Below are 26,133 nucleotides of genomic sequence, written 5' to 3' on the forward strand. Positions count from 1 at the left end.
GTCAGGGAGTGGAACAGGGGGGATATGTCACATTTAAAAACTGACTGGCTGTGTGTTGCTACTGAAGGGGATACCGTTGACGGCAGGGTAATTAAACGGCAGTGGATCATTGATATGGGAGAAACCTATGACTATAGCCACTATGTCGCTTTAATCTGGCCAGAACATGAGGATGATTGCGGAAATTTTGGTGAAGTGCTGGAAGCCACCTGGAATGATGGTGAAGATGGACTGGCACGGTTATATGTCAGCCTTTGCCCGAATATGCGTCTGATTTTCGCAAATCATGAAGATCAGCTTTTGTTCTTCTCCATTGAGCCGGAAGAAAACTGGCGCGGTAGCGGGCGTACTTACCTGAAAGGGCTGGCGGTAACAGATACACCTGCCAGCGTTGGCACCACACGGCTGCGCTTTAGTAGTCGGCGCAATAAATTAACAAAGCAGGGATATTACAGCTGTGTAATTTCCCGTGACGGAAAAATTAAACAGGAAGCAAGAATGAAGAACTGGCAGAAACTGTTTGGTCTTAAGCCAAAGTTTGAAGATGAAACGCCGCAGGATAATCCTGCCCCGGATGAAGATAAATTACAGGCGCTTGCCAATGTGGTTAACGATCTGGAAGCGCGTGTGGCGAAAATTGAAACTCAACTGAATAACGTTCAGGGTGATGTTGACACAATCGCTGAAGTGGTGGATACGCAGGAATTTGCGGAAATTCGCGATAATGCAAAAGAAATCGTAACCCGTTTTAACGATCTGGGTAATAAAAACACCCGTACACCGGGGCGTACTATTAAAGATAAAGCTGGAAAATTTAATTTCCTGTAATTCGCTTTATTGCTGATTAGCCCAGAACATATTTTTAAATCGCTTAATTGCGAGGGAGTTTTATGCACCTTAATAATCGTGCGCGGGATTTACTGGATAAATATTCGGCGGGGATGGCGCAACAGTTTGGTGCGCGTGATACCAGTCGATATTTTTCCCTGAATGACCCGCAGGAAAATGCGCTGCGTCTTGCGCTGCTGGAGTCCGTCGAGTTCCTGAACATGATCACCTGTCTGGATGTTGACCAACTGAGTGGCCAGGTGATCTCTGTCGGTTCTTCCGTGCTGCATACCGGCCGCAGCGAAAATGGCCGTTTTATTCGTCAGGTAGGCGTTGACGGTAATGACTATTCCCTGGTTGAAACAGACAGCTGCGCCGCACTGCGCTGGGATCTGCTTTCTGTCTGGGCAAACGCCGGTAAGGACGAAAACGAGTTTTACAATCTGGTACAGGCATTCACCACGCAGGCTTTTGCGCTGGACATGTTGCGCATTGGTTTCAATGGTAAGAGCCGGGCGAAAACCACTGATCCGGTAGCAAACCCGAACGGTGAAGATGTGAACATCGGCTGGCATGAGCGTATGAAAACGCTGCTGGGCGGCAATCAGATTATGACGGATGCCGTGGTGCTTGATGAAGCCGGGGATTACAAGTCACTGGATGCAATGGCGTCCGATCTGATTAACGCCAAAATTCCGGCGCAGTTCCGCAATGACCCGCGTCTGGTTGTCCTGGTCGGTGCCGATCTGGTCGCTGCTGAACAGTACCGACTGTATCAGGCGGCAGACCGTCCGACTGAAAAAATCGCGGCGCAGATGCTGGGAAGTACCATTGCTGGCCGTCAGGCCATTATCCCGCCGTTTATGCCGGGTAAACGCATGGTGGTTACGCCGCTTTCTAACCTGCACATCTACACCCAGCGCAATACCCGTATGCGTAAGGCGGAGTTTGTTGAAGATCGTAAGCAGTTCGAAAACAAATACCTGCGCAATGAAGGTTACGCGGTGGAAGTGCCGGAGCTGTATGCGGCCATTGATGAATCCGCTGTGACAATCGGCAAAGTCTCCGAACCGGTGGAGGGCTGATAAATGGCTCTTTCCCCCGCGCAGCGTCACAGCCAGCGTATTGCAATGGAACAAAAGCTGAAGCGCAGCCAGGCACTGGAAACCACGGAAAGTATGCACCTGCTGATCAGGGCGCTGGAAACGGATGTAGAACATGTTCGAAGTCTGCCTACCATCGCCGATCGCGTCGAGTATAAACGCGATGTGCTGTTGCCGCGCTGGGTTCCCACTGTGGAAGCCTATCTGGAGAGTGGCCAGGTGTATGCAAATCCGGTTTTTGCCTGGTGTGTTATCTGGCTGTTTGACGTGGGCGATCTGGATAAGGCGCTGGACTGGGCTGACATTGCTATCAGCCAGCAGCAGGCAACCCCGGATCGGTTACGCAGCAATTTTCCCACTTTCGTGGCGGATACGATGCTGGCATGGGCGGAGGAGTCTGCCGGGCGCGGTGAAAGTATAGAGCCGTATTTCTCGCGTACCTTTGACCGCGTGGCAAACACCTGGCGGCTGCATGAGCAGATCACCGCTAAATGGTTCAAATTCGCCGGGCTGGAGCTGCTGCGCGGGGAAGATGGGCGAAAAACGGCTGCTGGGGTGGATGATGTGGAAACGCTGGAAAAAGCCGATCAACTGCTGGCTATTGCCGAAAAGCATTATTTAAAAATTAGCGTGAAAACCGCCCGGCAGACCATTGCCGCACGTCTGCGCAAATTGACGCAGGGTTAACGACTACCGCAAGCCAGGCGGACGCGGTGGAGGGCAGAACGCTTTGTGTGTAACTGCGCCGTGGAAACCGGCCAGTCCGCCTTTTTCGGGGGATTTATGTTTAGCGGAAAGCCGCTGGATTACCAGGATGAACCGCTGACCAATAACGGATTCTGGCCAGACCTGAATCTGAAGGATTTTCAGGCGCAGCGGTCACTACCGCCAGATATTGACGCTGACACCATCAGCCAGGCGCTACTTGCGGCAGTGGCGGAGGTGAATGCAGAACTGGAAAACGTGGAAGCCAGCTGGAAAGCGAAAGGCCACACGCTGGCGACAGAAGTACCAGGCGTAAAAATAGGCGGACTGAACAGCCTGTGCGCCCAGTATATGAAGGCCGTTTTTGCCAGGGCAAAAGCGGATCTGCTGGGGGAGTTTGCCACGATCGGGCGGCGTGATACCCATCCAGGGCAGGAAAGCATGGAAACCCGTGCGGGGTTACTGGCTGAAGCATCGGTGGTGATCCGCCGTATGAAAGGGCTGAAACGGGCAACGGTGAAAAAAGTATGAGCCAGACACAGATCCAGAGCCTGACCGCATTTTTTAAAGAGAACGTCCCGCCTCGCGCGATGAAGTCATTTGACAGTGTGCTGGATGAGATGAAGTTCATTCCTGCGGCGAAGGATTACGGGCTGGGACAATATCGCCAGGCGGTTATCCGATATGACGCGGTTCTGAGCTGGGAGCGTTTCCCGTATCGCCTGTGTCCGCCGCAGCTGCTTATGTCCTTACTGGCGGCGTGGCTGGATGATGCTGACAGGGAACTACTGGATGAAGTGGGGCTGAGTGAAGCCGAACCGGACTGGGATGTGTCGGTGGAGGATGAGGAAGTGGCCACTGTGGTGCTGACTGTTCCGATGGTGGAAGAACTGGTGATCAGGCAGGACGAAAACGGGGCTATTCCGTGGCGGGGTGAGCGCTGGTCACTGGTTGAGCCTGAAATCTGGACGGCACTGACCGCCAGTATTTACAGCGTGGATGAGGCCGGTGCGCCGGTGGGGGATAGCGAATGATTGCCGGTGGCGAGCTGAATAAAAAACAGCTGGCCGAATTGCGCAAGGCACTGGCCAGCATGGAGCTGCCGCCGAGAAAACGGCAGCGTCTGATCTGGCGTCTGGCCAAATATGGCGTGATTGCTGCGGCAAAACGGCATGTGCGCAATCAGGAATCCCCGGATGGCCAGAAGTGGCCGGGACGTAAGACAAAACGCAAAGGGAAGATGCTGCGCAACCTGCCAAAGCTGCTGCATATCCGTGAAATGCCAGAAATTCAGGCTGTGCGGATCTATTTGCAGGGCGGCGGATACCGGAACGGGGAAATGCCGGTACCAGCCGGAACGGTGGGTTACGCGCAACAAAACGGAATGCGCGTGAAAGTCAGCCGCAGTAATCAGCCACGGAAGGCGGAGGCCGGGAAAATGGCGACACCTGCCCAGGCCAAAAAATTACGGGCGCTGGGGTACCGGGTGAAAACCGGTAAGCGATGGAAAAAGCCCACACTGGGCGAGATCACCAAAACGATGCCGTACAGCCAGGTGGGGTTTCTGATTCGAAAACTCAGTGGTAAAGCCGTGAAAACCAGCTGGACAGTGGATCTTCCTGCCCGTGTGTTTCTGGGCATGAATGATGATGAATTTGACAAGGCGCTGGCGCGTCAGCTTCAGGCCATCGGCTTTGGCTGGGACGTTAAAGCGCAGGATATTAAGGGGAAAGCATGACCTGGCCAATTGTGACCGTAAACCAGGTAAATCAGCTGTTGGGTGAAACCAATGAAGTGGAACGCACACTGCTGTTTATCGGTTCGGGTACCAAAAATGTGGGGAAAACGCTGGCGGTGAATGCCCAGAGTGATTTTGATTCGCTGCTGGGCGAGGAAGCCAGTCCGCTGAAAAATGATGTTCTGGCTGCTCTGGCGAACGCTGGCCAGAACTGGTGGGGATTCATTCACGTCCTGCCAGCTGACGCGGAGGCAGATGCCTGGGTGAAAGCGGTTCTGGCCGCGCAGGTGGTGTGCTCTGTGGAAGGCGTGGTGTTGTCTGACGATGTGACCGCTAAAGCGCAGGTAAATCAGGCCGTGACGTTACGATCCACCCTGATTTCAAAGTATGGCCGCTGGGTGTGGTTCATTCTGGCCGCACAGGGAATGCAGGACGAAGAAGCCCAGGCGGATTATCTGGTACGCATGGCCACCCTTCAGGATGGCATTGCAGAAAAGGCGGTGCAGCTGGTTCCCCGTCTGTGGGGAAATGAACCGGGTGTGCTGGCTGGTCGCCTGTGTAGCCGTGCGGTAACCATTGCTGACAGTCCGGCGCGGGTTAAAACTGGTGCTCTGATGAATCTTGGCAGTGATGAAATGCCGGTTGATGGTACCGGAGAGGTGCTGGAACTGGCCACACTTCAGGCGCTTGAAGCACAGCGTTTCAGTGTGCCGATGTGGTACCCGGATTATGACGGTTTTTACTGGGCAGATGGCCGCACGCTGGATGTTGAGGGCGGCGATTACCAGTCGATTGAAACCCTGCGCGTTGCGGATAAAGCTGCCCGCCGTGTTCGTCTGCTGGCTATCAGTAAAATCGCAGATCGCTCGCTGAACAGCACGCCGGGAAGTATCGCCGCACATCAGACACTGTTCGCCCGTCCACTGCGTGAAATGTCCACTGCGGCCAGCATTAACGGTGTGTCATTTCCGGGAGAGGTGAAGCCGCCGCAGGATGGTGATGTGACCATTGTCTGGAAGAACAAAAAGGCGGTGGATATTTACATTGTGGTGCGCACCTGGGAAGTGCCGCTGCAAATCACCATCAGTCTGTTACTGGATGCCAGTCTGGAGGCCACAGCATGACCAAACGTATTTCGGGTATGTCGTTTGACACCTATATGGACGGCGATCTGATCCATATCGAGAAAATCACGCTCGATATTACGGATAACAGCGCTGCCGCCCAGACGCGTGGCGTCCCTGACGGGTATGTGGACGGCGATGTTGCCGCCGAAGGGGAAATTGAAGTCAGTTCAAAAACACTTCAGGTGCTGACAGCCAAAGCCCGCGCAGCGGGTTCATGGCGCGGACTTCCACCACTTGATTTTCTTTTTTATGCCAAAGCCAGTAGCGAAGAAATGAAGGTGGAGACGTTCGGCAATAAATTGCAGGTCAGCAACCTGCTGGATATTGATCCGAAAGGGGGCGGCGTGACCACGCACAAAATCAAATATTTCGTGACCAGTCCGAAATTCGTCAACATCAACGGTGTGCCGTATCTGGAAGCGGAAGCCACAGAAAACCTGATCGGATAAGGGGCAGGGATGCAGGAGCATGAAAAGAGCCTTTATTCACTGCTGATCATTGGCGCACTGATTGCCATCGGCAATGTGCTGACCAGTAATGACCCCATCACGCCGCGCCTGTTTGCCGGTCGCGTGATCCTGGGCAGTCTGGTTTCAGTGGTGGCAGGGGCGGTGCTGATTCAGATCCCGGATGCCAGCCCGCTGGCCATTCAGGGGCTGGGGGCGGCGCTGGGGATTGCCGGTTATCAGGCGGTGGAAGTGTGGCTGCGCAGACGCGCAGCGGGAAAGCAGAACGGGAGCAAGACAAATGGCCCTGATTGAAAAACAACAATTGTTCACTGTTATGGTTGCCAATCTGATTCACTGGGCAGATGAGCGTGGCTACCGGCTGACATTTGGTGAGGCTAACCGAACACCGGAACAGGCTGCGCTGAATGCGAAAAAAGGCAGTGGAATTTCTAACAGTCTGCACACTCAGCGGCTGGCGGTGGATTTTAATCTCTTTGTGAACGGTCAGTACAAAACCCGCACAGAAGATTATCTGCCACTGGGGGAATACTGGGAATCACTGGGTGGCAGTTGGGGTGGGCGCTTCAAATCCAGGCCGGATGGCAATCATTTCAGTCTGGAACATAACGGGGTGCGCTGATGAGCAGCGGGCAGTGGTTGGTTGTGGTGGCGCTGGCGTTTGTCTGGGGCTGGCTGACCGCTGACTGGCGGCGTGACAGCTTAGAGCTGGCAATCAATACAGCGGCGCAGGTGGCCGGTAATGAATCGCGAAAAGTCATGCAGGGCATTGCCAGTGATTCGGCCAGAGAGCTGGAAGATAAACTGGAGGCGTTAAAAAATGTGGCACCGCGTGAGATACGCACGGAAATACTTAAGCCCGTTTTTACTAATCGTTGCCTGTCTGATGAGTTTGCCAGCATGTACAACAGCGCCGCAGCCGGTACCGAACGTGCGTTATCAGGAAAACCTGAAAACTAAATGTGCCACGCAGCTGCCGCGCCTGAATGGTGCCACGGGTAAAGACGCAGCAGAATTACTGACGATTTATCTTGAAATTTATGGCCAGTGTGCTGCGCGTCATAATCAGTTAGTGGACGAAATTAATTTAAGAGAGAGTATGAGTGATGGAACAAATTAAACTGTGTGTTTGTGGTGTTGATATTGTTTTTGAGCCAAATCAGACCGCCTACAACAAATTTATTAATGAAATGGCGATGGATAATAAAGTTGCCCCGGCACATAACTATCTGACGCGAATTGTGGCAACGGAAAGTAAAGAAGCACTGGCAGAAGTATTAAAGCGTCCGGGTGCTGCACTTCAACTGGTTGGCAAAGTAAATGATATTTATGCGCCAGAACTGGAAATTGAAGTAAAAAACTGACAAAACGAGTCCATGAAATCGAAAGGAATGGACTCGAACAATATTTAATTCTACGCCGTCATTATTTACCGCATGGTCAGGACTCTGTTGACGATATTGCAGCCGCTATATGGCTGGATAATCGGCACTGGGAATATACGGGGATCGCCGTGGCCAATGGTGTGGCAAAAGCATTTAAAGGCACTGAATGAAACAATTAGATTTTACATTAAGCCTGATTGATAAATTATCCCGCCCGTTAAAACAGGCGCAGGGTAACGTCACTGGCTTTGCGGAAAAATCAAAAGCAGCCTTTATGCAGATCGGTGGTGGTGTTCTGGCGCTGGCTGGTACCGGGATGGCGATCAAGGGCGCGTTATCACCGGCAATTGAAATGTATGACGCGCTGAATGATGCCGCCGCAAAAGGGATTGATGATTCTGCGCTTAAGTCGGTTCAGCGTGATGCCCTGCGATTCAGTACAACTTATGGTGCCAGCGCGGTGGAGTTCGTTAAATCCACGGAAAATATTAACACTTCCATTGCCGGACTGACGGGTAATGAACTGCCGAAGGTGACGAAAGTCGCCAATACCTTGGCTTTTGCGCTCAAGTCCACAGCGGCGGATACAGCGGAATTTATGGGGCAGATGTTCGGTAACTTTTCCGCCGATGCCGCCAGACTGGGCAAGGTTGAATTTGCCGAGCAGCTGGCGGGCAAGATGGTTTATATGCGCAAAACCTTTGGCACAGAAATGGCCATTATCAAGGATTTGATGGAAGGTGCGCGCGGCGTCGGGACTAACTACGGCGTGGGACTGGATGAACAGCTGGCCGTGCTGGGGCAACTTCAGCGGACGCTGGGAACGGAAGCCAGCAGCGCCTATGAAGGGTTTATGACCGGTGCGATTGATGGCGCTAAAAAGCTGGGGCTGTCCTTTACTGACTCCACCGGCAAAATGCTGTCCATGCCTGAAATGCTGATCAAGTTGCAGGGCAAATATGGCAAAAGCCTTGAAGGGAACCTGAAAGCCCAGGCGGAACTGGATGCAGCCTTTGGTGACAGTTCGGCAGTGGTTAAACAGCTTTACGGCAATGTCGCATTACTTCAGCGGAACATCACCGAACTGGGCGGTGCGGACGGTCTGAAGCGTACCCAGGAAATGGCACAAAAAATGGTTAAGCCGTGGGATCGCTTTGTGCAAATCCTGAAAGCCATTCAGACCGTGATCGGGCTGACGCTGATCCCGGTGCTGTATCCGGTTCTGAATCGCCTGGCTGATATGGGGCAGACCTTTGCCCGCTGGATGCAGTTATTTCCTAACATTGCCCGTGTGATTGGTTATGTGTCGATGGCACTACTTAGCTTTGCCGCCGTGGGTGCGGTGGCCAATATCGTGATGGGGGTATCCAGATTCATCATGATGGGATTGCGCGGGATCTGGGTGGCGTTAACGGCGGTTACGAAAATCTACACGGCCACTGTCTGGCTGGCGCAAATGGCGGTAATCGCCTGGAATACCACGCTGAAGTTTTTGCGCGGTGCGTTACTGGCGGTACGCATGGCCGCAATAATGGCCGGAATTGGTATCAACCTGATGAGCTGGCCGATCCTGCTTGTGATAGGTGCCATTGCGCTGCTGGTTGCCGGTTGTTATCTGCTGGTTAAGCACTGGGACACAATAAAAGCAGCGGTGATGAATACTGAAGCCTTCCAGACATGTGCCGCCGTGGTGAAGTGGCTGGCGGGGATCTTTACTTCAGCCTGGCAATACATCAGTGAAGGATGGAACAGCTTTATTTCTTTGCTGACAGGATTTTCACCATCTGAAGCATTAAAGGGAATGGCCACCGGCATTATGTCGCTGTTTGATAATGTCTGGAAGTCCATCAAAGGGGGATTTCTTAAGTCGTGGAACTGGATTGTTCAAAAACTGAATAAAATTCCCGGCGTGGATATTTCACTGGCCAGTGAAACCACGCAGCCATTAACCGGAAATACACTGTCAACGGGTGGTGATTTAAAAGGTGTGGATAAAGGTGGTATCAGCAAAACAATCAGCAGCAACAGTAAATCCGTAACCGATAACAGCCGGAAAATTGGTGAAGTGCATTTCCATACCAAAGAAGCACTTTCTCCATCCCAGCTTATGGAATGGCAGGAGCTTGGCGCATGAGTGATGTTCTTTATATCGATTTGCTGATTCAGGGCGGTGACTTTGTTCTGAATACCGGTAATGAACCTGAATTATGTAATAACCGAAAAAGTATCGGGCAGGACATTACTCATTCCATTATTGAAAGTGGGTTAGCGACGGAATTAATTGCCGAACGTAGCCCGACAATGAGAACGGATATTTTCACCCGCATGGAATTACTGATTGAAGATGATGAACGCATTGTGCCGGGTACGGTGGAAATCAGTGAAGAAAGTCAGAAGCGGCTGTGGGTAACCGCGAGTACATACGATTTTGGCGGGATCTCTGCGCAGGTGGATTTATGACGGAAAAACCGCAGGTTGATTTTGAAGAAGTGGTGAAGGACAGCGGTATGCCGGTAACGGAAGCCGAAGTGCGGGAACGCTTCAATGCGATTGCAGCGGATGAGGGGATTATCACCAATACATCCCGAATGTCACCGTTCTGGCGATTAATCACCGCCATTGTGACCGCCCCGGTGATGTGGCTTAAAGACGTTCTGGTGTTAACCGTGCTGGCCAATATGTTTGTGGCCACAGCCAGCGGGAGCATGTTGCGTTTGCTGGCCTGGGCGGTGAACGTCACGGCAAAACCAGCGAGCGCTGCACAGGGGGTGATCCGTTTCTTCAAAGAAGATGCAAAGGCCGTTGTGACGGTCAAAGCCGGGACACTTATCCAGACAGAACGCATTAACGGGCGAGTGTATGAGCTGGCCACTACTGAGGATGTGGTGATCGCTTCTGGTGCGGCCAGCGCATTACTACCGGTGAAAGCCACCGGCACCGGGGGCGCGTATAACCTTGCGCCCGGATATTACCGCATTCTGCCGGTGGCGGTCAGTGGTATCAGCCATGTGGCCAGTGAAGAAAACTGGCTGACCGTGCCGGGGGCTGACGAGGAAAGTGATGATGAACTGCGCGAGCGTTGCCGCAATCAGTTCAATCTGGTGGGGAATTACCACACTGATGCGGTTTATCGCTCAATGATCGCCAGTGTTGCCGGGTTGAGCATCGATCGGATTTTCTTTGAGCATGAAGCACCGAGGGGGCCAGGAACAGCCAACGCCTTTTTATTACTGGACAGTGGGGTGGCATCAGCGCCTTTCGTGGATGCGGTGAATGACTATATCAACACGCAGGGACACCACGGGCATGGTGATGATATGCAGTGCTATCCCATGCCGGAAACGCTTCACGATCTGGCCGTCACGGTTTATGTCAAAAATCTGAACAACTTCAGTGACGAAGAAGTGAAAACGCTGAAGGGCGGCATTGAGAACATGATCCGCTGTGCCTTTCGTGAAAATGCTGATTATGACGTCAGAAAGACGTGGCCATATTCACGGTTTTCATTTTCGCAACTGGGGCGGGAAATTCATAAAACCTTTGCGCAGACGGAATCACTGACATTTTCGCTGGGAGATATTACCAGCGAACTGAGCGTGCCGCGTCTGAAATCACTGACGGTGAATATTGAGAATGAATGAGTTCATGAAAAAGCTGGCCGGGATGGTCTTGCCTTCCTGGATGAATAAAGGCGAACCGGGGAAATTGCTGAACACGGCGCGGCGGTTCTGGGCTGAGGTTTACGGCTGGGTTACCTGGCCAATGAATCAGTTTGATCCGCTGACGTGTACACCGGCATTACTGAACCTGCTGGCTTATGACCGGGATATCACCCGCTTTGATGGTGAACCGTTGACCCTGTTCCGCAAACGCGTGGCTTTTGCCTTTGTGAATGCGCGGGATGCCGGCTCAGTAGAGGGGTTTATCAATATCTTTGAACGGCTGGGGATTGGTTATGTGGAGCTGTTAGAACGGCAACCGGATATCGACTGGGATGTAATTCTGGTTCGGGTTACAGACAGCCAGATTGCAGACAACACGCAGCTGCTGATCCAGATAATTCGCCAGTACGGGCGAACATGCCGCCGTTATCAGTTTGAGGTGATCACGTCTGAAAGCCTGGTTATCAGGGCTGGGTGGGATCAGGGGGAATATGTGGTTTATCCGGCGACGTTAGCAGGGACGGAAGCCCGCAGCGCAATATTCAGCGCGAGTTTGTAAGGAGGTACTTATGTCACAGACGGCCATCACACTGGCGTTTGAAAACTGGAAAGCGCAGCAAGGGGCAACGGGTGAACCGGTACTACTGGATGAATTTGTTTTTGCCAGTGTGCCGGATTTAAACCCGGATACACCTGTTGACCGCGATGAAGCGTTGCCCCCGACAGCACAGATTGTTCACCGGCAATCTGTTACCCGCACCGGTGTGGTGAATGAAAACGGGGTGGTTTATTCCGTAGTGCTGGGCGCAGATGTGGGTGATTTCAGTTTTAACTGGATCGGTCTGCTCAATAAGGCCAGCGGTACGCTGGCAATGATTGTCCATGCACCATCACAGCAGAAACTGAAAACAAAAGAAGGGCAACAGGGGAACGTGCTGACCCGCTCGTTTCTGATGGAGTACAACGGCGCACAAACGGAAACCGGGATTAATACACCCGCTGAAACCTGGCAGATTGATTTTACTGCGCGTATGGCCGGAATGGATGAGCGCCAGCGCCTGGAAAATATGGATATTTATGGCGCGGCGGCGTTTTTTGGTAACGGGTATCTGGTAGCCAAAACCGGAAATCAGTTTTTTGTCACGAAAGGCACGGGGTATGTGGCTGGACTTCGTGCGTCACTGGCTGCGAATCAGAATATTACGGTGACGGCAAAGCCGGTAAAAGTCTGGCTGGATGTGTGCTGGACAGGGATGCTGACCAGTGTCTGGAATGTGCAGAGCAAAATCACGGTGGCAGCAAATCTTGCTGATTATGTTCAGAACGGGGTTCAGCATTATGTGTTTGCTGTGGCCAGCATTGATGTGGATGGCAACATCACGGATTTACGGCCAAAAGGTAGCCTGGGAGAACAGCAGGCCAGCAGCGATTTTTTGCGTAAGGATGCAAACCTTGCTGATGTTAACGACAAGGTAAAAGCAAGAAAAAGCCTGGATCTGGGTGAACTGGCCGTTTTAAGTCGTAGTGATGTTCTGCCGGTTGGTGTGCCGCTTCCGTGGTCAACGGATATCCCACCGGCAGGGTGGGCAATTATGCAGGGACAATCTTTTGATAAGGCTGCATATCCTTTACTGGCAATCGCGTATCCATCGGGCGTAATTCCTGATGCGCGCGGGCAGACTATCAAAGGGAAACCAGACGGTCGCGCAGTTCTCTCCTATGAAGATGATGGCAATAAATCCCATGCCCACACCGCCAGTGCATCCAGTACGGATTTGGGGACAAAACCAACATCATCCTTTGATTACGGCACTAAAACGGCGACTACGTTTGACTATGGCACGAAAACGACAAATACGACAGGGGCGCACGCACACGGTTTTACCACGCGAGGCACTGATGGTACAGGAATAGCCAGATCAGCAGGCGGAAGTGGTACTGCATATACCGTAAATACCAGTTCAGCAGGAAACCACGCACATACAGTAGGCATTGGCGCACACAATCACACTGTAGGTATTGGCGTTCACTCTCATACCGTAGCAATTGGCGTACACAGTCACACCATTACCGTCGCCGCGTCGGGCAACGCAGAAACGACCGTTAAGAATATTGCATTTAACTACATAGTGAGACTCGCATAATGACTTTTAAAATGAGTGAAACCGATCAAACAGTTACTGTTTATAACCTGCGTTCCGATACGAATGAATTTATTGGTTCCGGTGACGCTTTTATACCTGCGCATACCGGACTGCCAGCTAACTGCACCACAATAAAGCCACCGGTGATCAAAGCGGAGTTTGTGGCAATTTTTGATTCAGAGAAGCAAAGATGGATTTCCCGTGAGGATCATCGTGGTGAGGTGGTGTTTGATACAGAAAACGGTCATGAGCTGGAGATAACCGAGCCAGGCGCTTACCCGGAAGGGACAACCACGTCAGCACCGGCTAATGCCTGGCAAAAATGGAATGGTAAGGCGTGGGTGGATGATGCGGAGGCCATGCGAATTGCATTAGTCAGCGAGGCAGACGCCGAAAAGAAAAGACTGCTTAAACAGGCCAATGACGCCATTGCCACATTGCAGGATGCCGTTGATTTAGACATGGCGACCGAAGAAGAAGCACTGCTGCTTACCGCATGGAAAAAATACCGCGTTTTACTGAATCGTATTCAACCGGAAGATGCGCCGGAAATTGTGTGGCCGGAGGTGCCTGGAAATGTGGCGTGAAGCACGTCTGGCCTTCACGGATTCTGTTGCTGCGCTGAACTGTTCGATCGTCCCTGCACATCCGTGGATTTATGGGCTGGGACAGCAGACTGCGAATGGGGCATATCTCAGCCCGGTTAATGCCGTTCGCTATCTTGCTGAACGCCTGGCCGGAACTGGGGGGAATGCGGACGTGGTGATTATGATGGTCACCGGACAGACGCAGGAAAACTTTATGGCCAGCCTGAATAACCTGGTCGGGATTTTCCCCGCCCCGGCATTCACGCAGGTAAAACGGCTGGCGCAATCCGCCGCAGCGCTGGCTATTGACAAGATGCAGATCCCTGCCAAAACCGCCGCAGCGTTACCTGCGTCCATTCAACTGTCTGTACCAACCAGCAGGGCAGCTTTAACTGCTGCGGCAATCAGCCAGGCACAAAAGGCGGCGGGTGCCGGGTTTGATATCGAAGGGCTGAAAAAACAGCTGGGCGAGTTCACGCAGCTGCGTGACCAGCTTATCAGTGATGTGGCCAGCGGCCTGAATGATTTACAGGGAAAAAGTGCCAGAGCGTGGGTTTTTACTGCCAGCGGAGACGCCGGCACCACGTTACTGGAACTGATGAAGGACATTCCGCAGCAGTCTGCCGTTTACACCGCTGCCATGATGCTGGTTGGCGATAATCTTGATGGAATAAAGGGAATGATTCATGACTTCGATCCCGACACTGGCGCTTAATGGCGAGGCCATCCAGCTGAAAAACATGCGGGTGACTGTTTCACAGCAGTTTCAGGATAAAGATCAGTCCGGCCAGACCAGTGCCACAACAAAATCAGAGCAGGGAGCAAAGGGAAAGGAACTGCGGATCAGCGGTGAAATACCTTTTAAACAGTCTGAAATACTGAAGCGTATTTTTGAGCTGGCCAGTGCTACAGATGCCAGTGGTAATCGTCAGAAGTACCGCGTGGCGCATGAAGTTGCCCGTGCTGTTAATTTTCGTGAAGCAACGTTCAGCGGAATGCTGGATGCACCCCAGCAGGACGGGAAAATGTCCTGGCTGGTGACATTCACACTGGCGGAACATATCAGCGTGCAGGAAAAGCGAGAGGCCAGGGCAACAGGTAAGACGACCGCAAAAAAACAGACTGCCGGTAGTGCGGGACAGTCCGGTGGCCAGTCTGCCGGAGAGGATGAAGAAAAACTGACGTGGTTTGAACGCAAGGTGCTGAAGCCCGTCAATGATGCTTTGGGTTAATGATGAAACCAGTAAAACGCCTTTACCTTTCAACGGATGAAGTTCACCTGGTGGATGCCAGCCTGGTTCTGGAGCTGAACAGCTGCGGCCGGGGCTTCATCACCGCAGAGACAACAACCGATTACACCGGAAAACTGGTGCGGCTGGATGTGGGGTATACCGATCTGCTTTTGCGCTGGTTTACGGGGTATGTGGAGCGATCGCAGCCCGCTGAAAACGGTTTTCAGCGTCTGTTCATTCGTGAGCTGGTAGGTGTGTTTGAAAGGATGTGGCCATGTTCGTTTCAACATCCAACTTTACGCGAGGTTGCCAGCTGGATGGAAGAAAACAGCGGGATCACGGTCAGTGTGCCTGATGCACAGTACAGCGATACCCCTATCCCACATTTTACCCATAACGGTACCGGCTATCAGTTGCTGAACAATCTGGGCAGGGCGTTCAGTATCCAGGATTACATCTGGTACCAGTTGCCTGATGGTTCGCTTTACGTCGGAGGCGCAGAAAAATCATTGTTTGCCGGTCGTCCCATAGAAATCCCGTCAGAGTTCAGCCAGGGGGCTGCTGGCGGTAACTCTGTGACATTACCAGTGATCCAGACTATGCGGCCAGGGGTGGAGATGAACGGTGAACGCGTGACTAAAGTTCACCTGACTAATGACACGATGGCGATCACATGGACGCCGAGAAACCGCGCAACGGGTAAACCTTTGCAGAAAACACCGGCGCAACGGCAGATTGAAAGCCATTACCCGGAACTGGCATCCGGGCTTCATTTGCCAAAGATGGCCAGAGTCGTGGCGCATTCAGAGCCGGTAAAAAGCGGTAACTTTGCCGATCCCTTCCGGCCACGTTACGCCGTGGACGTGCAGCTGCTTGACGCAGACGGAAACCCGGACAATCAGACGCCTGTTTATTCAGCGGTGCCGTTGCCAGTACCGATGGCCGGGAATGATTCGGGTATGTTTCAGTTTCCGCCAGAAGGGACGCTGGTTGAGGTTGCATTCACGGGGGGCAGACCGGATAAACCCTTTATCAGGCAGACGCTGCCGGATGGTACCAGCCTGCCGGACGTTAAACCCGGTGAGCAATTGCAGCAGCAGCGGGAAGAAGTTTCCCAGCGGGTGACTCAGGCAGGGGACTGGGTAAGACAGACCGATCAGACCATCAGCGAAACATCAATGGCGCGAACCGTGAAAGCTGATACGGAACAGCGCGAACTGGTAAGCCGTGAAACCACGGTGAAAGCCACGGATAAAACTACGGTACTGGGAACCGCCACATTGCTGGCCGGAGCCATCCAGCAGGTAAGCGCCGGTGATTATAGCCAGGCGGTGAAAGGTAACAGGCTGGCCAGTATTGAAGGAAACGAAGAAACGGACATAGCAGGACAACAGTCCACTAAAGTGGGCGGTGCTGTAGCCGTGGAGGTTGGCGAAAGCCTGACAGAGAAGATTGCCGCACTGCGTAAATCAGTGGCCGCTGGCGGTCAGCAGGTCATGGGGGCAACTGTCCATATTGGCAGCGAGAGTATCAACGCCCTGACCATGATGCTGGACACCATTGATTTACTGGCAGAGCTGGCGCAGCAATGCGCGAACCATTCGCACCCCACCGTTGGGATTCCAACCAATGCCGACGCGTTCACACAGACGGCGACGAAAGCCGGGCAGACCCGGAGCAAGTACCAGAATATAATTGCCTGACCACCCCATCAGCCCACTCATGATGCGGGCTTTGTCGTTTCCTCAGTTCCTTGTTAGGATTGTTGCGATAGGATTATTGCTGACTCAAAGGATAGGAAAAGGGATATGAAGAATTTGATTATTTTAGCTGTAGGTGCAGCAGTTTCATTCAATGTGTTAGCCGCTGAAGTTTTCACTGTGCCAACAGATACGAAGGCTAGCTATACGGTCTTAGAGAAGACTCGTACCGGTGATATGGCTACGATAACAACCAAGAGAGAGGGACCATCTGGAGTGTCATATTCTAAGCGCTTATACGACTGTACGGCCTCGACGGTCAAGTATCTTGGAAGCGGTGACACTATCGAGCAAATGAATGGATCAGCACCAGATCCAAGTATGGCACCTATAATTGATCGTTCAATTGCATACTATGTTGGTCGGAAAGCCTGCCGATAACCATAGCCTCAAATTGGTTGATATAAAAAGAGTATCCCGCTAACCCGCATAATGCGGGTTTTTTTGTTCCTGTTAACAGACGACACAAAATGCACACTGTACGCATTGCAATGCTCAGACACCAACCGAGACACTTCAATAAGATCAAATGCACAGCGAAGCACTGACGGCACTACATGCTGACAAAAGAAATGCTTCACAGACAAAAACGGCGCTACACCGCACCCGCCTGCGGTTTCTGGAACTGGAAAATTTTTCAGTTTTATTTTTCTACAAACCTGAGCGCCAGACCGCACCATTACTGGTGGCTTTACGGAGAACAGAAACTGAAATGATTGAAAAGAATTTCAGCAGATTTCAGCAATTTATTTTTGTAAATCGGAAGTGCATGATCATAACAAATTGAAACTAAAAGATTTATTCGCTTTTGTGTGTCATGCAAAACCCACTCATAGTTGAGATGTATTTTGTAAATGTCTTTTTAATCAATGTATTAATTGATTATCAGAATGAAAAAATCGTAATGACTGGGGTAATGCATTTACTGTGATTATATACAGTATGTGCTATAATAAATTTGACGAATGGAAATTACCCATTCTTCATATGGTTATGTTGCTCTTGCTTCTTTGTGACAGTATCTTGTTTACTCTCCAGATAGGATATTTGGGAAGTAGGATGCTAAATAGCTCATTTGGATGGTTTTTTATTCTGTTTTTGTTTGTTTGATGGAGTTAATGACTTAAAATGGCGTTTTTTAAGTGCTCTGCAACTAAAAATTGAGTTTTTGAAGATTAAAAGTTGGGAATGGCTGTTTTTTGTACAATTTGTAACCTAGGCTATGTATTTTAGTACGGGTATTTGTAGTAAATTTAACGTAACAGAATTATGTAATGCTTCCAGAACTAACATGTGTTACGAAGCATTTTTATCTACAGTCGAGTCACAAAAAGGAGACTACCATGGATATGAGGACAGCCCAGGCTGTACTTGGTTCCTATTGGGATGGTCTGCTGCCCGTTAAGCCCGACGCAATTGCTCACCGCCTTGGCATTGAGGTACATCCTCTGAGTCAGAGCAGTGAAATGAGCGGGTTAGCTGAGATCAGACCCGATGGGCGTAAAATAATCGCTTATAATCCGAACGAGCGTCAGTATCGCACTCGTTTTACGATTGCTCATGAGTTAGCACATCATCTCTTAGGGCATACCGCACAGTATGATCGTTGCTTCCGTGATTACAGTGATGCTTCCCACCAATATGAAAATCGGTGGATGGAAACTGAAGCTAACCGGTTTGCAGCGGAACTGCTGATGCCTGGAGAGGCTCTCAAGGTCTTAATTGAACGACGCGGTATAACAGAAATTGGAGAACTGGCTCATATTTTTGATGTTTCCGAGAGCGCGATGTACTGGAGACTCAATAATTTAGGTTATCCGGTCTGACCTTGTTTTCTTTTTCAATCGGATTAATACTAAAAGCCACTTAATAACTAGTGGCTTTTTTTTATGGACAATCAACCTCATAACCCTCAAGCAGGTAACTCCGATTCCCAGGAGCCTGCCATTACTACTGCAACCCCTTCGGAACCAGAAACCATTGAACCCCATGATGATGATGCTTATCTTTCCGGGGGCGGTGGGCCTATTCCAGGTAATAAAGCCAGTTATGCCAAAACAGTTCTGGATCATAGGTACAAAGATTCACGGGACAGAAGATGGATGCGATCTATTCTGTTTGTAATCTGCTTAGGACTTGCAGGGTATTTCCTATGTTTAGGGCTAAGCATTACGCAAGATATTGTATCTGGACTGCTTTCATATAAGAAAACTGTCACGGACGCGGTATCAGCAGCTATCAATGCCAGGACAGGAGTAACTACAGCGCAAGAATTGGCTGGTTTTATAGTCCCTCCTGAAAGCATAAACCATGCCAAGGAATTAGCTAAAACTGCCAAAGACACAGACATAAGCGTAATTAAAGGATTCCTTGATTCAACTAACTGGCTGTCAGCAAGCCCTTTGATTACGTTAGTTGCATTTGTTCTTGGGGTGGGATTAACCCTCATGCTTGGGTTAATCAAGGTTGTCTTCAGGTCAGAAGCAGAAGCAAAGGAAAAAGAGAAAGAAGTTGAAGATGATTTAAGAGGGGTTCTGGCAACGCCAGTCAGTAAAGTTCTGGAAGAGTTAGCACTCAAGATTAAGGATTTCTTCGCAAAATTAAAATAATAGTTTATCGGTGACACGTCAAAGTGTACCTGTATCAGTACCTTCTGATTAGCTCGGGGGGACGAAAAGGGGGCATTGAGTAAATCGATATAAATAAGCCATCTCAATGAGATGGCTTATCATCATGATTTTACAGCTAAAATTTGGTGGCCCCTGCTGGACTTGAACCAGCGACCAAGCGATTATGAGTCATAAAATTGGCATGTTTTTGATTGTTCGTCATTGTCTCTATTTGTATTTTTAATTGTCTATAATCAATCAGTTATGAAGTTATTTTTGTTTCTGATTGGTTCTCTCATTTTCCCATTGTACTATCCTTACCTGACCCGTTACCTGACCCGAAATGGGTATCGGGTCAGGTAACGCATATTCTTAGAAAGGTAAACTTATGGCCGCTAATCTTACCGAGACTGCTATACGTGGATTGAAGACAAAAAGCACGGCGTACTACGTGTGGAGCAACAGCGCTCAACGTGGTACTGGCAGGCTTGGCGTTAAGGTTCAGCCTTCAGGCAGCAAAGTTTTTTATTTCCGTTACTACGTTGAGAAAGGGAAGAAAGAAAAGTTCATCCAGTTGGGCATCTGGCCTGAGATGAAACTGGTGACGGCCAATGAGCTGGCGAAAAAGTATGGTGCCTGGCTTGTTGAAGGAAAAGAGCCCCAGCAAGAGCTTGAGCAACAGCGCCTGGCCGAACAGCACATCATGCAGATCCATCGTTCTCAAGGATCGTTTGAAGAACTGGTGCATGGTTACGTTAATAAGATGAAGCTCGACAATAAGCGGACCTGGGCCGATGTACTGAAGCGTCTTGAAAAAGAGTGCTATTCAGTCATTCCTCGCGAGACCAAAGCGAAAGATGTCACGCCCTTACAGATCAAAACGATCTTGTCAGGCATTATCCAGCGTGATGCGGTGGTCCATGCAAACCGAATTCGTTCCTATCTGATGGCGGCATTCAACTATGGGCTTAAAGCCGATAACGATCCGATGAATACCAGCGTGGGTATCACGTTTGGTCTTGAAGTTAACCCGGTCTCGGCCATACCGAAACAGTCTTCGGCGGAAAAAGTGGGTGATACATGGTTAACGCTGGAAGAGTTGCGTGTTGTCATGGAACAGTTCGTCGAGGCCACCAACGTTGGGCCGCTGATGCAGCATCTGATTCGCTTCTGTGTTTATGCTGGTGGGCAGCGTCCGTTTGAAATGATTGCCAGCCAGTGGAGTGCTATTGATTGGCAACAAAAGACGTTGCTGGTCATAGCCGATGTATCGAAAAACAAGCGTGAGCATCTGATCCCGCTGACTGAATCGGCACTACAGGAATTAGCCTCAGTTAAAGAGCTGACTAAGGAAAGTAACAGTCCCTATATTTTTCCGTTATCAACGAACGGTGAGCGCCCAGTGCGCACGGATAGTCTGGCGCGTTCCATCATGTATTTTCGGGCCTTTAATCCTGAGTTTAAAGTTTTCACGGCGCGAGATTTACGCCGTACCTGTAAAACGCTGATGGGGGAGGCGGGGATCAGCAAAGAGATCCGCGACCGTATTCAGAATCACGCTTTGAACGATGTCAGCTCGAAACACTATGACCGTTATGATTACTTGACTGAAAAACGCAGGGCGCTTGAGATTTGGGAGGATCGGGTCAACAACTATCAACGGCAGCAGGAAAACAACGTTGTGAACTTGTTTGGACGGAGGTAAGGACTTGTCAAGATATGAGCTTAATTCAGCAGAAGAGCGATATCAGCCAGGCTCAAACGACCTAGTGCTTGCCAATAAGCTGGGGATCATTGATGAGCAGGAAATGGAGGCGCTGGAGTCTGGCTTGCTGCTGATGCTGTATGAGCAGCTATTTATCGAGGGCCAGCCGCCTGAGGTGCTAGCTTTTGATCACATCAGAACGTGGCATCGCCAATGGTTGGGGAATGTATATGACTGGGCAGGGAGGCTGCGTAACGCTAACCTGACTAAGGACGGCTTTCAGTTTGCCGCTGCCGACAGGATTCCGCTGCTGCTTGATGGTTTCGAGAAGCAGTTTCTTTCCCGGTCTGGTGAACTGAAATCCTTGGCTCGTCCGGAGCTGGTTCGTTATCTAGCTAAATGCCATGTGGAATTTATTTTGATCCACCCATTCAGAGAAGGTAACGGGCGTCTGTCGAGATTGCTTTGCGATGTGTTGTCGGTTCTGGCGGGAAAGGGCTTACTGGACTACAGCCTGTGGGATGAGCACAAGGCGTTTTACTTCAAGGCAATACAGGCAGGCGTATCAGGGAACTACAGCCCTATGATGCAGCTGGTGAGCGATATCTTGCCAGACTAGCGGGCGAGGCCAACGGCTTTCGCCAGTGCCTGATTGCGTTTAAGCTGCTGCTCAATTTTTTGCACAGGAGCACCGGTTTCTATCGCGGTCGAGCTGGCAACGGCGCGGTAGATTTGTTCTTTAGTAACGAAGGATGACATTGGTTGTTTGTGCATGGGCTGTTCCTTAATGGATCCAATTTGATTATAGTAGTACTGGCTGAATTGGGCAATAGGTCTCACTGTGTAATGTATTAAAACACTATCAAAACCATAGAGGCAGTGAATTTTTTATTCTGAGGGTAAATGATCATTGTGGAAACTGGAAATAAGTTTATTACTGTAGAAAATATTGTAGTTCAGTATGGCACTGAATTGGATAAAGTCATAGATCTTTGGTGTGATGATAAGCTCCCTCTTTATATACATTTTGAAGGATGTTTATGTCAGTTATCATGTACTATTCGTAATGTGGATGATTCCACATCAAAGACGAATGACAACTATATTTATACAGGTATTAGTACACCTAATAGCTTAATGGATAACATTGAGCAATACGGAGGGTTTATTGAAGATAGAAAAAATGAAATAATTAATGAACTTGATTCTTATCAAAAAAACAAATCTAATTTGACTAATGTAAGACTGTTTCGCAGGAAAAAGGGTGCCGAGATTTGCTATATTCCCATCGGTGATGATCAGCTTTATTACGATGGTTACGCGTACGGGTATTGGCAGGTTAAACCAGGTGCATCCACAAAGTTTGTAAAAAGTGATTATAAAGTATTCAATGCAAATCCTTTTTTCTCAGATGACGATAACTCATCTTTTTTGAAAGTCATTGGACATGATGAAAACGATTTTTTGACATTTAAAGAAGTGATTGAAGTTAGCATTAATAACTTATACATGAATGTTGATGATATCGAAAAATTAGCATGTATATTGACTGTTTCACCGAGCCTTGAAAAGGTAGAAAGTGGAAGTCGTTATTCAAAAATAGAACATTTGGCTTTGTACATATTGCTGAATGAATATTGTTTGGATAATGAAGGGAATATTAACTTTACAACGATGGCTGATATCTTAACCAGTCTCAATAAAAATAAGTATGGTGGGAAATATAAATTTAATTCTGAGACCGTTCGTCGATGGCTAAAAAATGTTTCTATATGACCGGGGATTTTAAGTGGATATGATCGTTATGATTTGGAGGGGCTTTGTTGAATAAATCATTTTTGAGAGCGGCAAAGTCCTTGTTCCTATATCTCAGGCAATTCCTACATTGACCGGCATAGACAGTATCGTCATTTTATTCAACCCCTTCACCCGCGCCATTGCAGTTTCCGCCAACGAACGCAGGTGTTAGCCTACTTTCTATTTTCATTCCTTATTGTTCCCCGTTAATCGCTGGTACGCCACCACTTGAACCCTCTCCAGAGACCAGTACACCGCCCCGCTAAGCAGCGGTATCACCGGCCTGATTTTCTTCCTCTTTAGACAGTCGTGACAGTAGTTCACATCGTAAGCACCGTCTGCCGCTGCTGACTTTATCTTTCGCTTTTTCTGGCTCATCAGACGTGGTAATGCTCGGTATGTGTCAAGCAAGTTGCGGTCACTTATCTCCAATGCTCGGCCCCTTATTAAGGCCTTAATAACGAGGCCGTTCCTTTCACATCCTCGTAAACTGAGACATGCTGCTTTCACTGAAACGAAGGAGGCAACATGAAATCAACATTCAACTATCCAACACCACAAGAACGTTTACAGGTCCTGCGTAACTATGGCGAACCCCATGATCGCCTCGTACGTGAAAAAGAACGTCAGTGCATCACATCGATATCTCGTTCAACGGCTTGGAAACTGGAGCAAGTCGGTCAGTTTCCGTTGCGTAAGTCTATTGGGTTGAAGTCCTGTGGCTGGTTGTTAAGCGATCTGCTTTGCTGGATTAACGAACGTTAGGATCCAGAGGTTTTGTGCATTTATTTTTTTGTTTTTTTCTGAATGCTCCGTGTTCATCCTGCTATTTCTGCAATTAATAGCGGAATGGCAACTTGAGCGAAACTTTTTAACGTGAATTTTATTAGAGGTATTGCATGTTTAACGCTCGTCCTTTTCCTATTGATTCGTTTCCTCAGATTATCAGAAATGCGGTTTATGAAGTGGAACAGCACACGCAGGCTCCTCAGGCTTTGATTTCCGCATCGGTACTGGGGATTATTTCGCTTGCATGCCAGAACCGTATTGATGTGTGTCGACTGAATAATCTGCGCGGTCCGGTATCGCTTTTCATACTGACGCTGGCGGAATCTGGTGAACGTAAAAGTACTGTGGACAAAATACTGATGAAGCCATTGTATCAACTGGAAGAAGAATGGTTTGAAAAATATACCCATGACTTGGTTGTCTGGAGGAATGAAGAAACGGTTTTTAACATTGAAAAGAAAGCCTTGATGTCAAAACTGAAGTCAGATATTCGCAAAAATAAAGATCACTCGGCAACGAATGAACGTCTGAAAGAGTTTCTGGAGTTGCAACGTAAAGCACCTGTGAGGTTCAAGCAGATATTTAATGACGCCACACCTGCGGCTATTAAGGATTACCTCTGTGGTTACTGGCGCTCTATCGGTATTATGTCTGATGAAGCTGGTACTATTTTTAATGGTTATACGCTGAACGAACTCCCCTTTATCAACAAAATGTGGGATGGTGCAACATTTTCCGTGGAAAGGAAAAGCGAACCGGAAAAATTAATCAAAAATGCCAGACTAACATTAGGATTGATGGTTCAGCCTGAGGTGTTTAAAGGTTATCTGCAACGTAAAGGTGATGCAGCTAAAGGTATCGGATTCTTCGCCCGGTGCTTGATATGTCAGCCTGATTCAAAGCAAGGTTCCAGAATTATCTCCAGTCCCGTTATTTCAAGCGAACATTTGCCGGTATTCCATCAACGACTGATGGAGATAGTTAACGAAAATATTTCAAGAGATAATCAAAATAATCGTCTTTGTCTGCGTTTCTCTGTAGAAGCGGAAAGTCGCTGGTTAGAATTTTATAACAAGGTGGAGTCAGATATGGGCTTACTTGGCACCTTAACAGACTTTAAAGACTATGCATCTAAGGTCGCAGAAAATACGGCAAGAGTAGCCGCTCTTCTGCATTTTTTTAATGGTAATGATGGCGATATACCTCTTTCTGCAGTCGAAGATGCTGTGAAGATAACTACCTGGTATGTGAATGAGTACATCCACATATTTTCTAAACCTCAAGAATTCACGCTGGCAATCTCGGAGGCGGATGAGCTTTATTGGTGGATAAAAAACCATTGTAATCGCCTTGTTGTACCTTATATCACTAAAAATACCATCCTCCAATATGGCCCTAATAAATTCAGGAATCGTAGTAAAGCAAATGAATTACTCAGTACATTATTCTCTCAAAATAAAATCCTTGTGGGAAAAAAGGGGAAAACCACATTAATAGCTATCGCTGGTTTGAACGCCTCAAGTTCATTCTGATTAATTGTATTTAATTCAAGAGTAAAAATGAATAATGAACCCAGTTCAGTTAATGGTTTGTTGTCATGATAGGTAATATATATTAAATCCATCACTTACTCCAATATCGATAAATAGGATACTATATGACATACGATAGTGAATTCGGTTCACACATATCCCTATATCGGGATAGAATCAAACAGGTTATTGATAACTCCCTCAACGAACATCCTAACTCAATGATTCTACGTGTTGATCTACATGACCCAATAGATACAGAAAATCTGGACAACCCATTCTTTCAACCCAGAATTGACTCTGGTGCTATATCTCGCTTTACCAGTGCGTTAAAAGCAAAGCTTGAACACGATAAGCATATTAAAACTCAACGGAAAGACTGGCCTGATACCCGACATTCTAACTTGCGTTACGCATGGGTCAGAGAATATACAAAAAATGGGAAGCGGCACTACCATTTGATACTGTGCTTCAATCAGGATGCATATTATCATCTAGGGGATTACGACTTGAACCGAAATACGCTACGCACAATGATAACAACAGCCTGGTACAGTGCGCTTGGTATCCCGATAGATGGTTCAGGGAAGTTAGTTAACTACCCATCAAATGGGAAATATCTCCTCAATCGTAAAAGGGACAGCTTCGAGCAAAATTATAACGACTTGATGAATAGAGTGGATTACATGACAAAAGTAAGAACTAAAATATTGGGTGATGGAGACCGTAACTTCGGATGTAGCCGAGGATAATATTTAAACAGCATCCTTTCTTATGGATTATATTGAGCATTATAGCCGGGTAGGTAATCATATGCTCGGAAAGTTTGCACCTCCACATTGTGATTTACTGTTATTACAGGCAGGGTAAACAATCATGATTGATAACAAACTCGCTAATACTCATGCAAGCTTAATTCCCTAGAAACACTTTTAAATTGATAAAATAACCGGCCTTCTGCGG

At 48.9% G+C, this 26,133-nt stretch carries 33 protein-coding genes and 1 pseudogene; 32 read left to right on the forward strand and 2 right to left on the reverse strand.

Features of this window, described 5'->3' with window-relative positions:
- Nucleotides 1-24 precede the first annotated feature (24 nt).
- From HVX64_RS03505 to HVX64_RS03640, 28 genes are all read left to right on the forward strand, one after another.
- Nucleotides 25-828, forward strand: a complete 804-nt coding sequence (locus tag HVX64_RS03505; protein WP_181825258.1) for a GPO family capsid scaffolding protein — start codon at nt 25-27, stop codon at nt 826-828.
- Nucleotides 829-890: 62 nt separating this feature from the next.
- Nucleotides 891-1,913, forward strand: a complete 1,023-nt coding sequence (locus HVX64_RS03510) for a phage major capsid protein, P2 family (protein WP_032084293.1) — start codon at nt 891-893, stop codon at nt 1,911-1,913.
- Between the two features lie 3 nt (nt 1,914-1,916).
- Nucleotides 1,917-2,618: a phage terminase small subunit gene (gpM, locus tag HVX64_RS03515; RefSeq protein ID WP_163426108.1), complete on the forward strand. Its 702-nt coding sequence runs from the start codon at nt 1,917-1,919 to the stop codon at nt 2,616-2,618.
- A 96-nt stretch (nt 2,619-2,714) separates the two neighbouring features.
- Complete coding sequence (locus HVX64_RS03520; RefSeq protein ID WP_181825259.1) at nt 2,715-3,167, forward strand: head completion/stabilization protein; 453 nt, start codon at nt 2,715-2,717, stop codon at nt 3,165-3,167.
- Nucleotides 3,164-3,670: a phage tail protein gene (locus HVX64_RS03525; protein WP_047657760.1), complete on the forward strand. Its 507-nt coding sequence runs from the start codon at nt 3,164-3,166 to the stop codon at nt 3,668-3,670. Before HVX64_RS03520 ends, HVX64_RS03525 begins: the two co-directional genes overlap by 4 nt.
- Entirely contained in the window at nt 3,667-4,374 is a 708-nt protein-coding gene (locus tag HVX64_RS03530) for a hypothetical protein (protein WP_181825260.1), read from the forward strand. The genes HVX64_RS03525 and HVX64_RS03530 overlap by 4 nt, the downstream gene beginning before the upstream one ends.
- A complete protein-coding gene (locus HVX64_RS03535; protein ID WP_044267909.1) occupies nt 4,371-5,498 on the forward strand; it encodes a DUF2586 domain-containing protein in 1,128 nt (375 codons plus the stop codon). The genes HVX64_RS03530 and HVX64_RS03535 overlap by 4 nt, the downstream gene beginning before the upstream one ends.
- Complete coding sequence (locus HVX64_RS03540) at nt 5,495-5,950, forward strand: phage protein (protein WP_000166744.1); 456 nt, start codon at nt 5,495-5,497, stop codon at nt 5,948-5,950. Before HVX64_RS03535 ends, HVX64_RS03540 begins: the two co-directional genes overlap by 4 nt.
- A gap of 9 nt (nt 5,951-5,959) precedes the next feature.
- Complete coding sequence (locus HVX64_RS03545; RefSeq protein ID WP_181825261.1) at nt 5,960-6,262, forward strand: phage holin family protein; 303 nt, start codon at nt 5,960-5,962, stop codon at nt 6,260-6,262.
- On the forward strand, nt 6,249-6,590 hold the full coding sequence (locus HVX64_RS03550) for a M15 family metallopeptidase (RefSeq protein ID WP_181825262.1): 342 nt from the start codon (nt 6,249-6,251) through the stop codon (nt 6,588-6,590). Before HVX64_RS03545 ends, HVX64_RS03550 begins: the two co-directional genes overlap by 14 nt.
- Nucleotides 6,590-6,928 carry a hypothetical protein gene (locus HVX64_RS03555; protein WP_181825263.1) on the forward strand — a complete coding sequence of 113 codons (339 nt, stop codon included), beginning with the start codon at nt 6,590-6,592 and terminating at the stop codon, nt 6,926-6,928. Before HVX64_RS03550 ends, HVX64_RS03555 begins: the two co-directional genes overlap by 1 nt.
- Complete coding sequence (locus HVX64_RS03560) at nt 6,900-7,088, forward strand: hypothetical protein (RefSeq protein WP_181825264.1); 189 nt, start codon at nt 6,900-6,902, stop codon at nt 7,086-7,088. Before HVX64_RS03555 ends, HVX64_RS03560 begins: the two co-directional genes overlap by 29 nt.
- A complete protein-coding gene (locus HVX64_RS03565; RefSeq protein WP_000435058.1) occupies nt 7,075-7,332 on the forward strand; it encodes a putative phage tail assembly chaperone in 258 nt (85 codons plus the stop codon). The genes HVX64_RS03560 and HVX64_RS03565 overlap by 14 nt, the downstream gene beginning before the upstream one ends.
- 187 nt (nt 7,333-7,519) lie before the next feature.
- Entirely contained in the window at nt 7,520-9,487 is a 1,968-nt protein-coding gene (locus HVX64_RS03570) for a phage tail tape measure protein (protein ID WP_181825265.1), read from the forward strand.
- On the forward strand, nt 9,484-9,813 hold the full coding sequence (locus HVX64_RS03575) for a DUF2590 family protein (RefSeq protein ID WP_181825266.1): 330 nt from the start codon (nt 9,484-9,486) through the stop codon (nt 9,811-9,813). The genes HVX64_RS03570 and HVX64_RS03575 overlap by 4 nt, the downstream gene beginning before the upstream one ends.
- Complete coding sequence (locus HVX64_RS03580; RefSeq protein WP_181825267.1) at nt 9,810-10,994, forward strand: baseplate J/gp47 family protein; 1,185 nt, start codon at nt 9,810-9,812, stop codon at nt 10,992-10,994. Before HVX64_RS03575 ends, HVX64_RS03580 begins: the two co-directional genes overlap by 4 nt.
- Nucleotides 10,987-11,574: a hypothetical protein gene (locus HVX64_RS03585; RefSeq protein ID WP_181825268.1), complete on the forward strand. Its 588-nt coding sequence runs from the start codon at nt 10,987-10,989 to the stop codon at nt 11,572-11,574. Before HVX64_RS03580 ends, HVX64_RS03585 begins: the two co-directional genes overlap by 8 nt.
- Nucleotides 11,575-11,584: 10 nt before the next feature.
- Nucleotides 11,585-13,159, forward strand: coding sequence for a phage tail protein (locus HVX64_RS03590; protein WP_181825269.1), 1,575 nt, complete (start codon nt 11,585-11,587; stop codon nt 13,157-13,159).
- Nucleotides 13,159-13,746 carry a tail fiber assembly protein gene (locus HVX64_RS03595; RefSeq protein ID WP_181825270.1) on the forward strand — a complete coding sequence of 196 codons (588 nt, stop codon included), beginning with the start codon at nt 13,159-13,161 and terminating at the stop codon, nt 13,744-13,746. Before HVX64_RS03590 ends, HVX64_RS03595 begins: the two co-directional genes overlap by 1 nt.
- Entirely contained in the window at nt 13,736-14,461 is a 726-nt protein-coding gene (locus tag HVX64_RS03600) for a hypothetical protein (protein WP_181825271.1), read from the forward strand. The genes HVX64_RS03595 and HVX64_RS03600 overlap by 11 nt, the downstream gene beginning before the upstream one ends.
- The gene (locus HVX64_RS03605; RefSeq protein ID WP_181825272.1) at nt 14,433-14,978 is read left to right on the forward strand and encodes a hypothetical protein; all 546 of its coding nucleotides are present in this window, start codon (nt 14,433-14,435) and stop codon (nt 14,976-14,978) included. The genes HVX64_RS03600 and HVX64_RS03605 overlap by 29 nt, the downstream gene beginning before the upstream one ends.
- A complete protein-coding gene (locus HVX64_RS03610; RefSeq protein WP_181825273.1) occupies nt 14,978-16,681 on the forward strand; it encodes a hypothetical protein in 1,704 nt (567 codons plus the stop codon). The genes HVX64_RS03605 and HVX64_RS03610 overlap by 1 nt, the downstream gene beginning before the upstream one ends.
- A gap of 105 nt (nt 16,682-16,786) precedes the next feature.
- Entirely contained in the window at nt 16,787-17,119 is a 333-nt protein-coding gene (locus tag HVX64_RS03615; protein ID WP_181825274.1) for a hypothetical protein, read from the forward strand.
- A 148-nt stretch (nt 17,120-17,267) separates the two neighbouring features.
- Nucleotides 17,268-17,525, forward strand: coding sequence for a hypothetical protein (locus HVX64_RS03620; protein ID WP_181825275.1), 258 nt, complete (start codon nt 17,268-17,270; stop codon nt 17,523-17,525).
- A 556-nt stretch (nt 17,526-18,081) separates the two neighbouring features.
- Complete coding sequence (locus HVX64_RS03625) at nt 18,082-18,564, forward strand: ImmA/IrrE family metallo-endopeptidase (protein ID WP_181825276.1); 483 nt, start codon at nt 18,082-18,084, stop codon at nt 18,562-18,564.
- Nucleotides 18,565-18,627: 63 nt separating this feature from the next.
- A complete protein-coding gene (locus tag HVX64_RS03630) occupies nt 18,628-19,347 on the forward strand; it encodes a hypothetical protein (RefSeq protein ID WP_181825451.1) in 720 nt (239 codons plus the stop codon).
- A gap of 388 nt (nt 19,348-19,735) precedes the next feature.
- Nucleotides 19,736-21,052 (forward strand): site-specific integrase, encoded by a 1,317-nt coding sequence (locus HVX64_RS03635; protein WP_112035150.1) that lies wholly within the window; start codon nt 19,736-19,738, stop codon nt 21,050-21,052.
- A 4-nt stretch (nt 21,053-21,056) separates the two neighbouring features.
- Nucleotides 21,057-21,671, forward strand: coding sequence for a Fic family protein (locus tag HVX64_RS03640; RefSeq protein WP_181825277.1), 615 nt, complete (start codon nt 21,057-21,059; stop codon nt 21,669-21,671).
- Here the strand turns inward: HVX64_RS03640 and HVX64_RS03645 are convergent.
- Entirely contained in the window at nt 21,668-21,826 is a 159-nt protein-coding gene (locus HVX64_RS03645) for a hypothetical protein (RefSeq protein WP_105608933.1), read from the reverse strand. The two genes, HVX64_RS03640 and HVX64_RS03645, sit on opposite strands and share 4 nt — an antisense overlap.
- A 129-nt stretch (nt 21,827-21,955) precedes the next feature.
- Between HVX64_RS03645 and HVX64_RS03650 the strand changes: the two genes are divergently transcribed.
- Complete coding sequence (locus HVX64_RS03650) at nt 21,956-22,828, forward strand: hypothetical protein (protein ID WP_249418892.1); 873 nt, start codon at nt 21,956-21,958, stop codon at nt 22,826-22,828.
- Nucleotides 22,829-22,921: 93 nt separating this feature from the next.
- On the opposite strand, the pseudogene HVX64_RS24050 reads toward HVX64_RS03650, so the two are convergent.
- Nucleotides 22,922-23,245 (reverse strand): annotated as a pseudogene (locus tag HVX64_RS24050) (IS5/IS1182 family transposase); the annotation flags it as partial.
- Nucleotides 23,246-23,377: 132 nt separating this feature from the next.
- On the opposite strand from HVX64_RS24050, the gene HVX64_RS03655 reads away from it, so the two are divergent.
- From HVX64_RS03655 to HVX64_RS03665, 3 genes are all read left to right on the forward strand, one after another.
- Complete coding sequence (locus HVX64_RS03655; RefSeq protein WP_015063060.1) at nt 23,378-23,614, forward strand: AlpA family phage regulatory protein; 237 nt, start codon at nt 23,378-23,380, stop codon at nt 23,612-23,614.
- 134 nt (nt 23,615-23,748) lie between these two features.
- Entirely contained in the window at nt 23,749-25,170 is a 1,422-nt protein-coding gene (locus HVX64_RS03660; RefSeq protein WP_181825278.1) for a YfjI family protein, read from the forward strand.
- A gap of 125 nt (nt 25,171-25,295) precedes the next feature.
- On the forward strand, nt 25,296-25,922 hold the full coding sequence (locus tag HVX64_RS03665; protein WP_015063058.1) for an inovirus-type Gp2 protein: 627 nt from the start codon (nt 25,296-25,298) through the stop codon (nt 25,920-25,922).
- Nucleotides 25,923-26,133 lie beyond the last annotated feature (211 nt).

It is taken from the genome of Citrobacter sp. RHB20-C16 (genome assembly GCF_013890155.1).
GTDB classification, from domain to species: Bacteria; Pseudomonadota; Gammaproteobacteria; order Enterobacterales; family Enterobacteriaceae; genus Citrobacter_A; species Citrobacter_A amalonaticus.

What these genes read in the sequence shown, in the direction of transcription:
- HVX64_RS03665 (WP_015063058.1), top strand. Translation starts at nt 25,296, where the DNA reads ATGACATACGATAGTGAATTCGGTTCACACATATCCCTATATCGGGAT.
- HVX64_RS03625 (WP_181825276.1), top strand. Translation starts at nt 18,082, where the DNA reads ATGGATATGAGGACAGCCCAGGCTGTACTTGGTTCCTATTGGGATGGT.
- HVX64_RS03575 (WP_181825266.1), top strand. Translation starts at nt 9,484, where the DNA reads ATGAGTGATGTTCTTTATATCGATTTGCTGATTCAGGGCGGTGACTTT.
- HVX64_RS03530 (WP_181825260.1), top strand. Translation starts at nt 3,667, where the DNA reads ATGATTGCCGGTGGCGAGCTGAATAAAAAACAGCTGGCCGAATTGCGC.
- HVX64_RS03600 (WP_181825271.1), top strand. Translation starts at nt 13,736, where the DNA reads ATGTGGCGTGAAGCACGTCTGGCCTTCACGGATTCTGTTGCTGCGCTG.
- HVX64_RS03585 (WP_181825268.1), top strand. Translation starts at nt 10,987, where the DNA reads ATGAATGAGTTCATGAAAAAGCTGGCCGGGATGGTCTTGCCTTCCTGG.
- HVX64_RS03540 (WP_000166744.1), top strand. Translation starts at nt 5,495, where the DNA reads ATGACCAAACGTATTTCGGGTATGTCGTTTGACACCTATATGGACGGC.
- HVX64_RS03580 (WP_181825267.1), top strand. Translation starts at nt 9,810, where the DNA reads ATGACGGAAAAACCGCAGGTTGATTTTGAAGAAGTGGTGAAGGACAGC.
- HVX64_RS03620 (WP_181825275.1), top strand. Translation starts at nt 17,268, where the DNA reads ATGCACAGCGAAGCACTGACGGCACTACATGCTGACAAAAGAAATGCT.
- HVX64_RS03555 (WP_181825263.1), top strand. Translation starts at nt 6,590, where the DNA reads ATGAGCAGCGGGCAGTGGTTGGTTGTGGTGGCGCTGGCGTTTGTCTGG.
- HVX64_RS03645 (WP_105608933.1), bottom strand. Translation starts at nt 21,826, where the DNA reads ATGCACAAACAACCAATGTCATCCTTCGTTACTAAAGAACAAATCTAC.
- HVX64_RS03605 (WP_181825272.1), top strand. Translation starts at nt 14,433, where the DNA reads ATGACTTCGATCCCGACACTGGCGCTTAATGGCGAGGCCATCCAGCTG.
- HVX64_RS03550 (WP_181825262.1), top strand. Translation starts at nt 6,249, where the DNA reads ATGGCCCTGATTGAAAAACAACAATTGTTCACTGTTATGGTTGCCAAT.
- HVX64_RS03590 (WP_181825269.1), top strand. Translation starts at nt 11,585, where the DNA reads ATGTCACAGACGGCCATCACACTGGCGTTTGAAAACTGGAAAGCGCAG.
- HVX64_RS03650 (WP_249418892.1), top strand. Translation starts at nt 21,956, where the DNA reads ATGATCATTGTGGAAACTGGAAATAAGTTTATTACTGTAGAAAATATT.
- HVX64_RS03615 (WP_181825274.1), top strand. Translation starts at nt 16,787, where the DNA reads ATGAAGAATTTGATTATTTTAGCTGTAGGTGCAGCAGTTTCATTCAAT.
- HVX64_RS03525 (WP_047657760.1), top strand. Translation starts at nt 3,164, where the DNA reads ATGAGCCAGACACAGATCCAGAGCCTGACCGCATTTTTTAAAGAGAAC.
- HVX64_RS03510 (WP_032084293.1), top strand. Translation starts at nt 891, where the DNA reads ATGCACCTTAATAATCGTGCGCGGGATTTACTGGATAAATATTCGGCG.
- HVX64_RS03660 (WP_181825278.1), top strand. Translation starts at nt 23,749, where the DNA reads ATGTTTAACGCTCGTCCTTTTCCTATTGATTCGTTTCCTCAGATTATC.
- HVX64_RS03545 (WP_181825261.1), top strand. Translation starts at nt 5,960, where the DNA reads ATGCAGGAGCATGAAAAGAGCCTTTATTCACTGCTGATCATTGGCGCA.
- HVX64_RS03635 (WP_112035150.1), top strand. Translation starts at nt 19,736, where the DNA reads ATGGCCGCTAATCTTACCGAGACTGCTATACGTGGATTGAAGACAAAA.
- HVX64_RS03610 (WP_181825273.1), top strand. Translation starts at nt 14,978, where the DNA reads ATGATGAAACCAGTAAAACGCCTTTACCTTTCAACGGATGAAGTTCAC.
- HVX64_RS03505 (WP_181825258.1), top strand. Translation starts at nt 25, where the DNA reads ATGTCACATTTAAAAACTGACTGGCTGTGTGTTGCTACTGAAGGGGAT.
- HVX64_RS03520 (WP_181825259.1), top strand. Translation starts at nt 2,715, where the DNA reads ATGTTTAGCGGAAAGCCGCTGGATTACCAGGATGAACCGCTGACCAAT.
- HVX64_RS03655 (WP_015063060.1), top strand. Translation starts at nt 23,378, where the DNA reads ATGAAATCAACATTCAACTATCCAACACCACAAGAACGTTTACAGGTC.
- HVX64_RS03630 (WP_181825451.1), top strand. Translation starts at nt 18,628, where the DNA reads ATGGACAATCAACCTCATAACCCTCAAGCAGGTAACTCCGATTCCCAG.
- HVX64_RS03535 (WP_044267909.1), top strand. Translation starts at nt 4,371, where the DNA reads ATGACCTGGCCAATTGTGACCGTAAACCAGGTAAATCAGCTGTTGGGT.
- HVX64_RS03595 (WP_181825270.1), top strand. Translation starts at nt 13,159, where the DNA reads ATGACTTTTAAAATGAGTGAAACCGATCAAACAGTTACTGTTTATAAC.
- HVX64_RS03570 (WP_181825265.1), top strand. Translation starts at nt 7,520, where the DNA reads ATGAAACAATTAGATTTTACATTAAGCCTGATTGATAAATTATCCCGC.
- gpM (WP_163426108.1), top strand. Translation starts at nt 1,917, where the DNA reads ATGGCTCTTTCCCCCGCGCAGCGTCACAGCCAGCGTATTGCAATGGAA.
- HVX64_RS03565 (WP_000435058.1), top strand. Translation starts at nt 7,075, where the DNA reads ATGGAACAAATTAAACTGTGTGTTTGTGGTGTTGATATTGTTTTTGAG.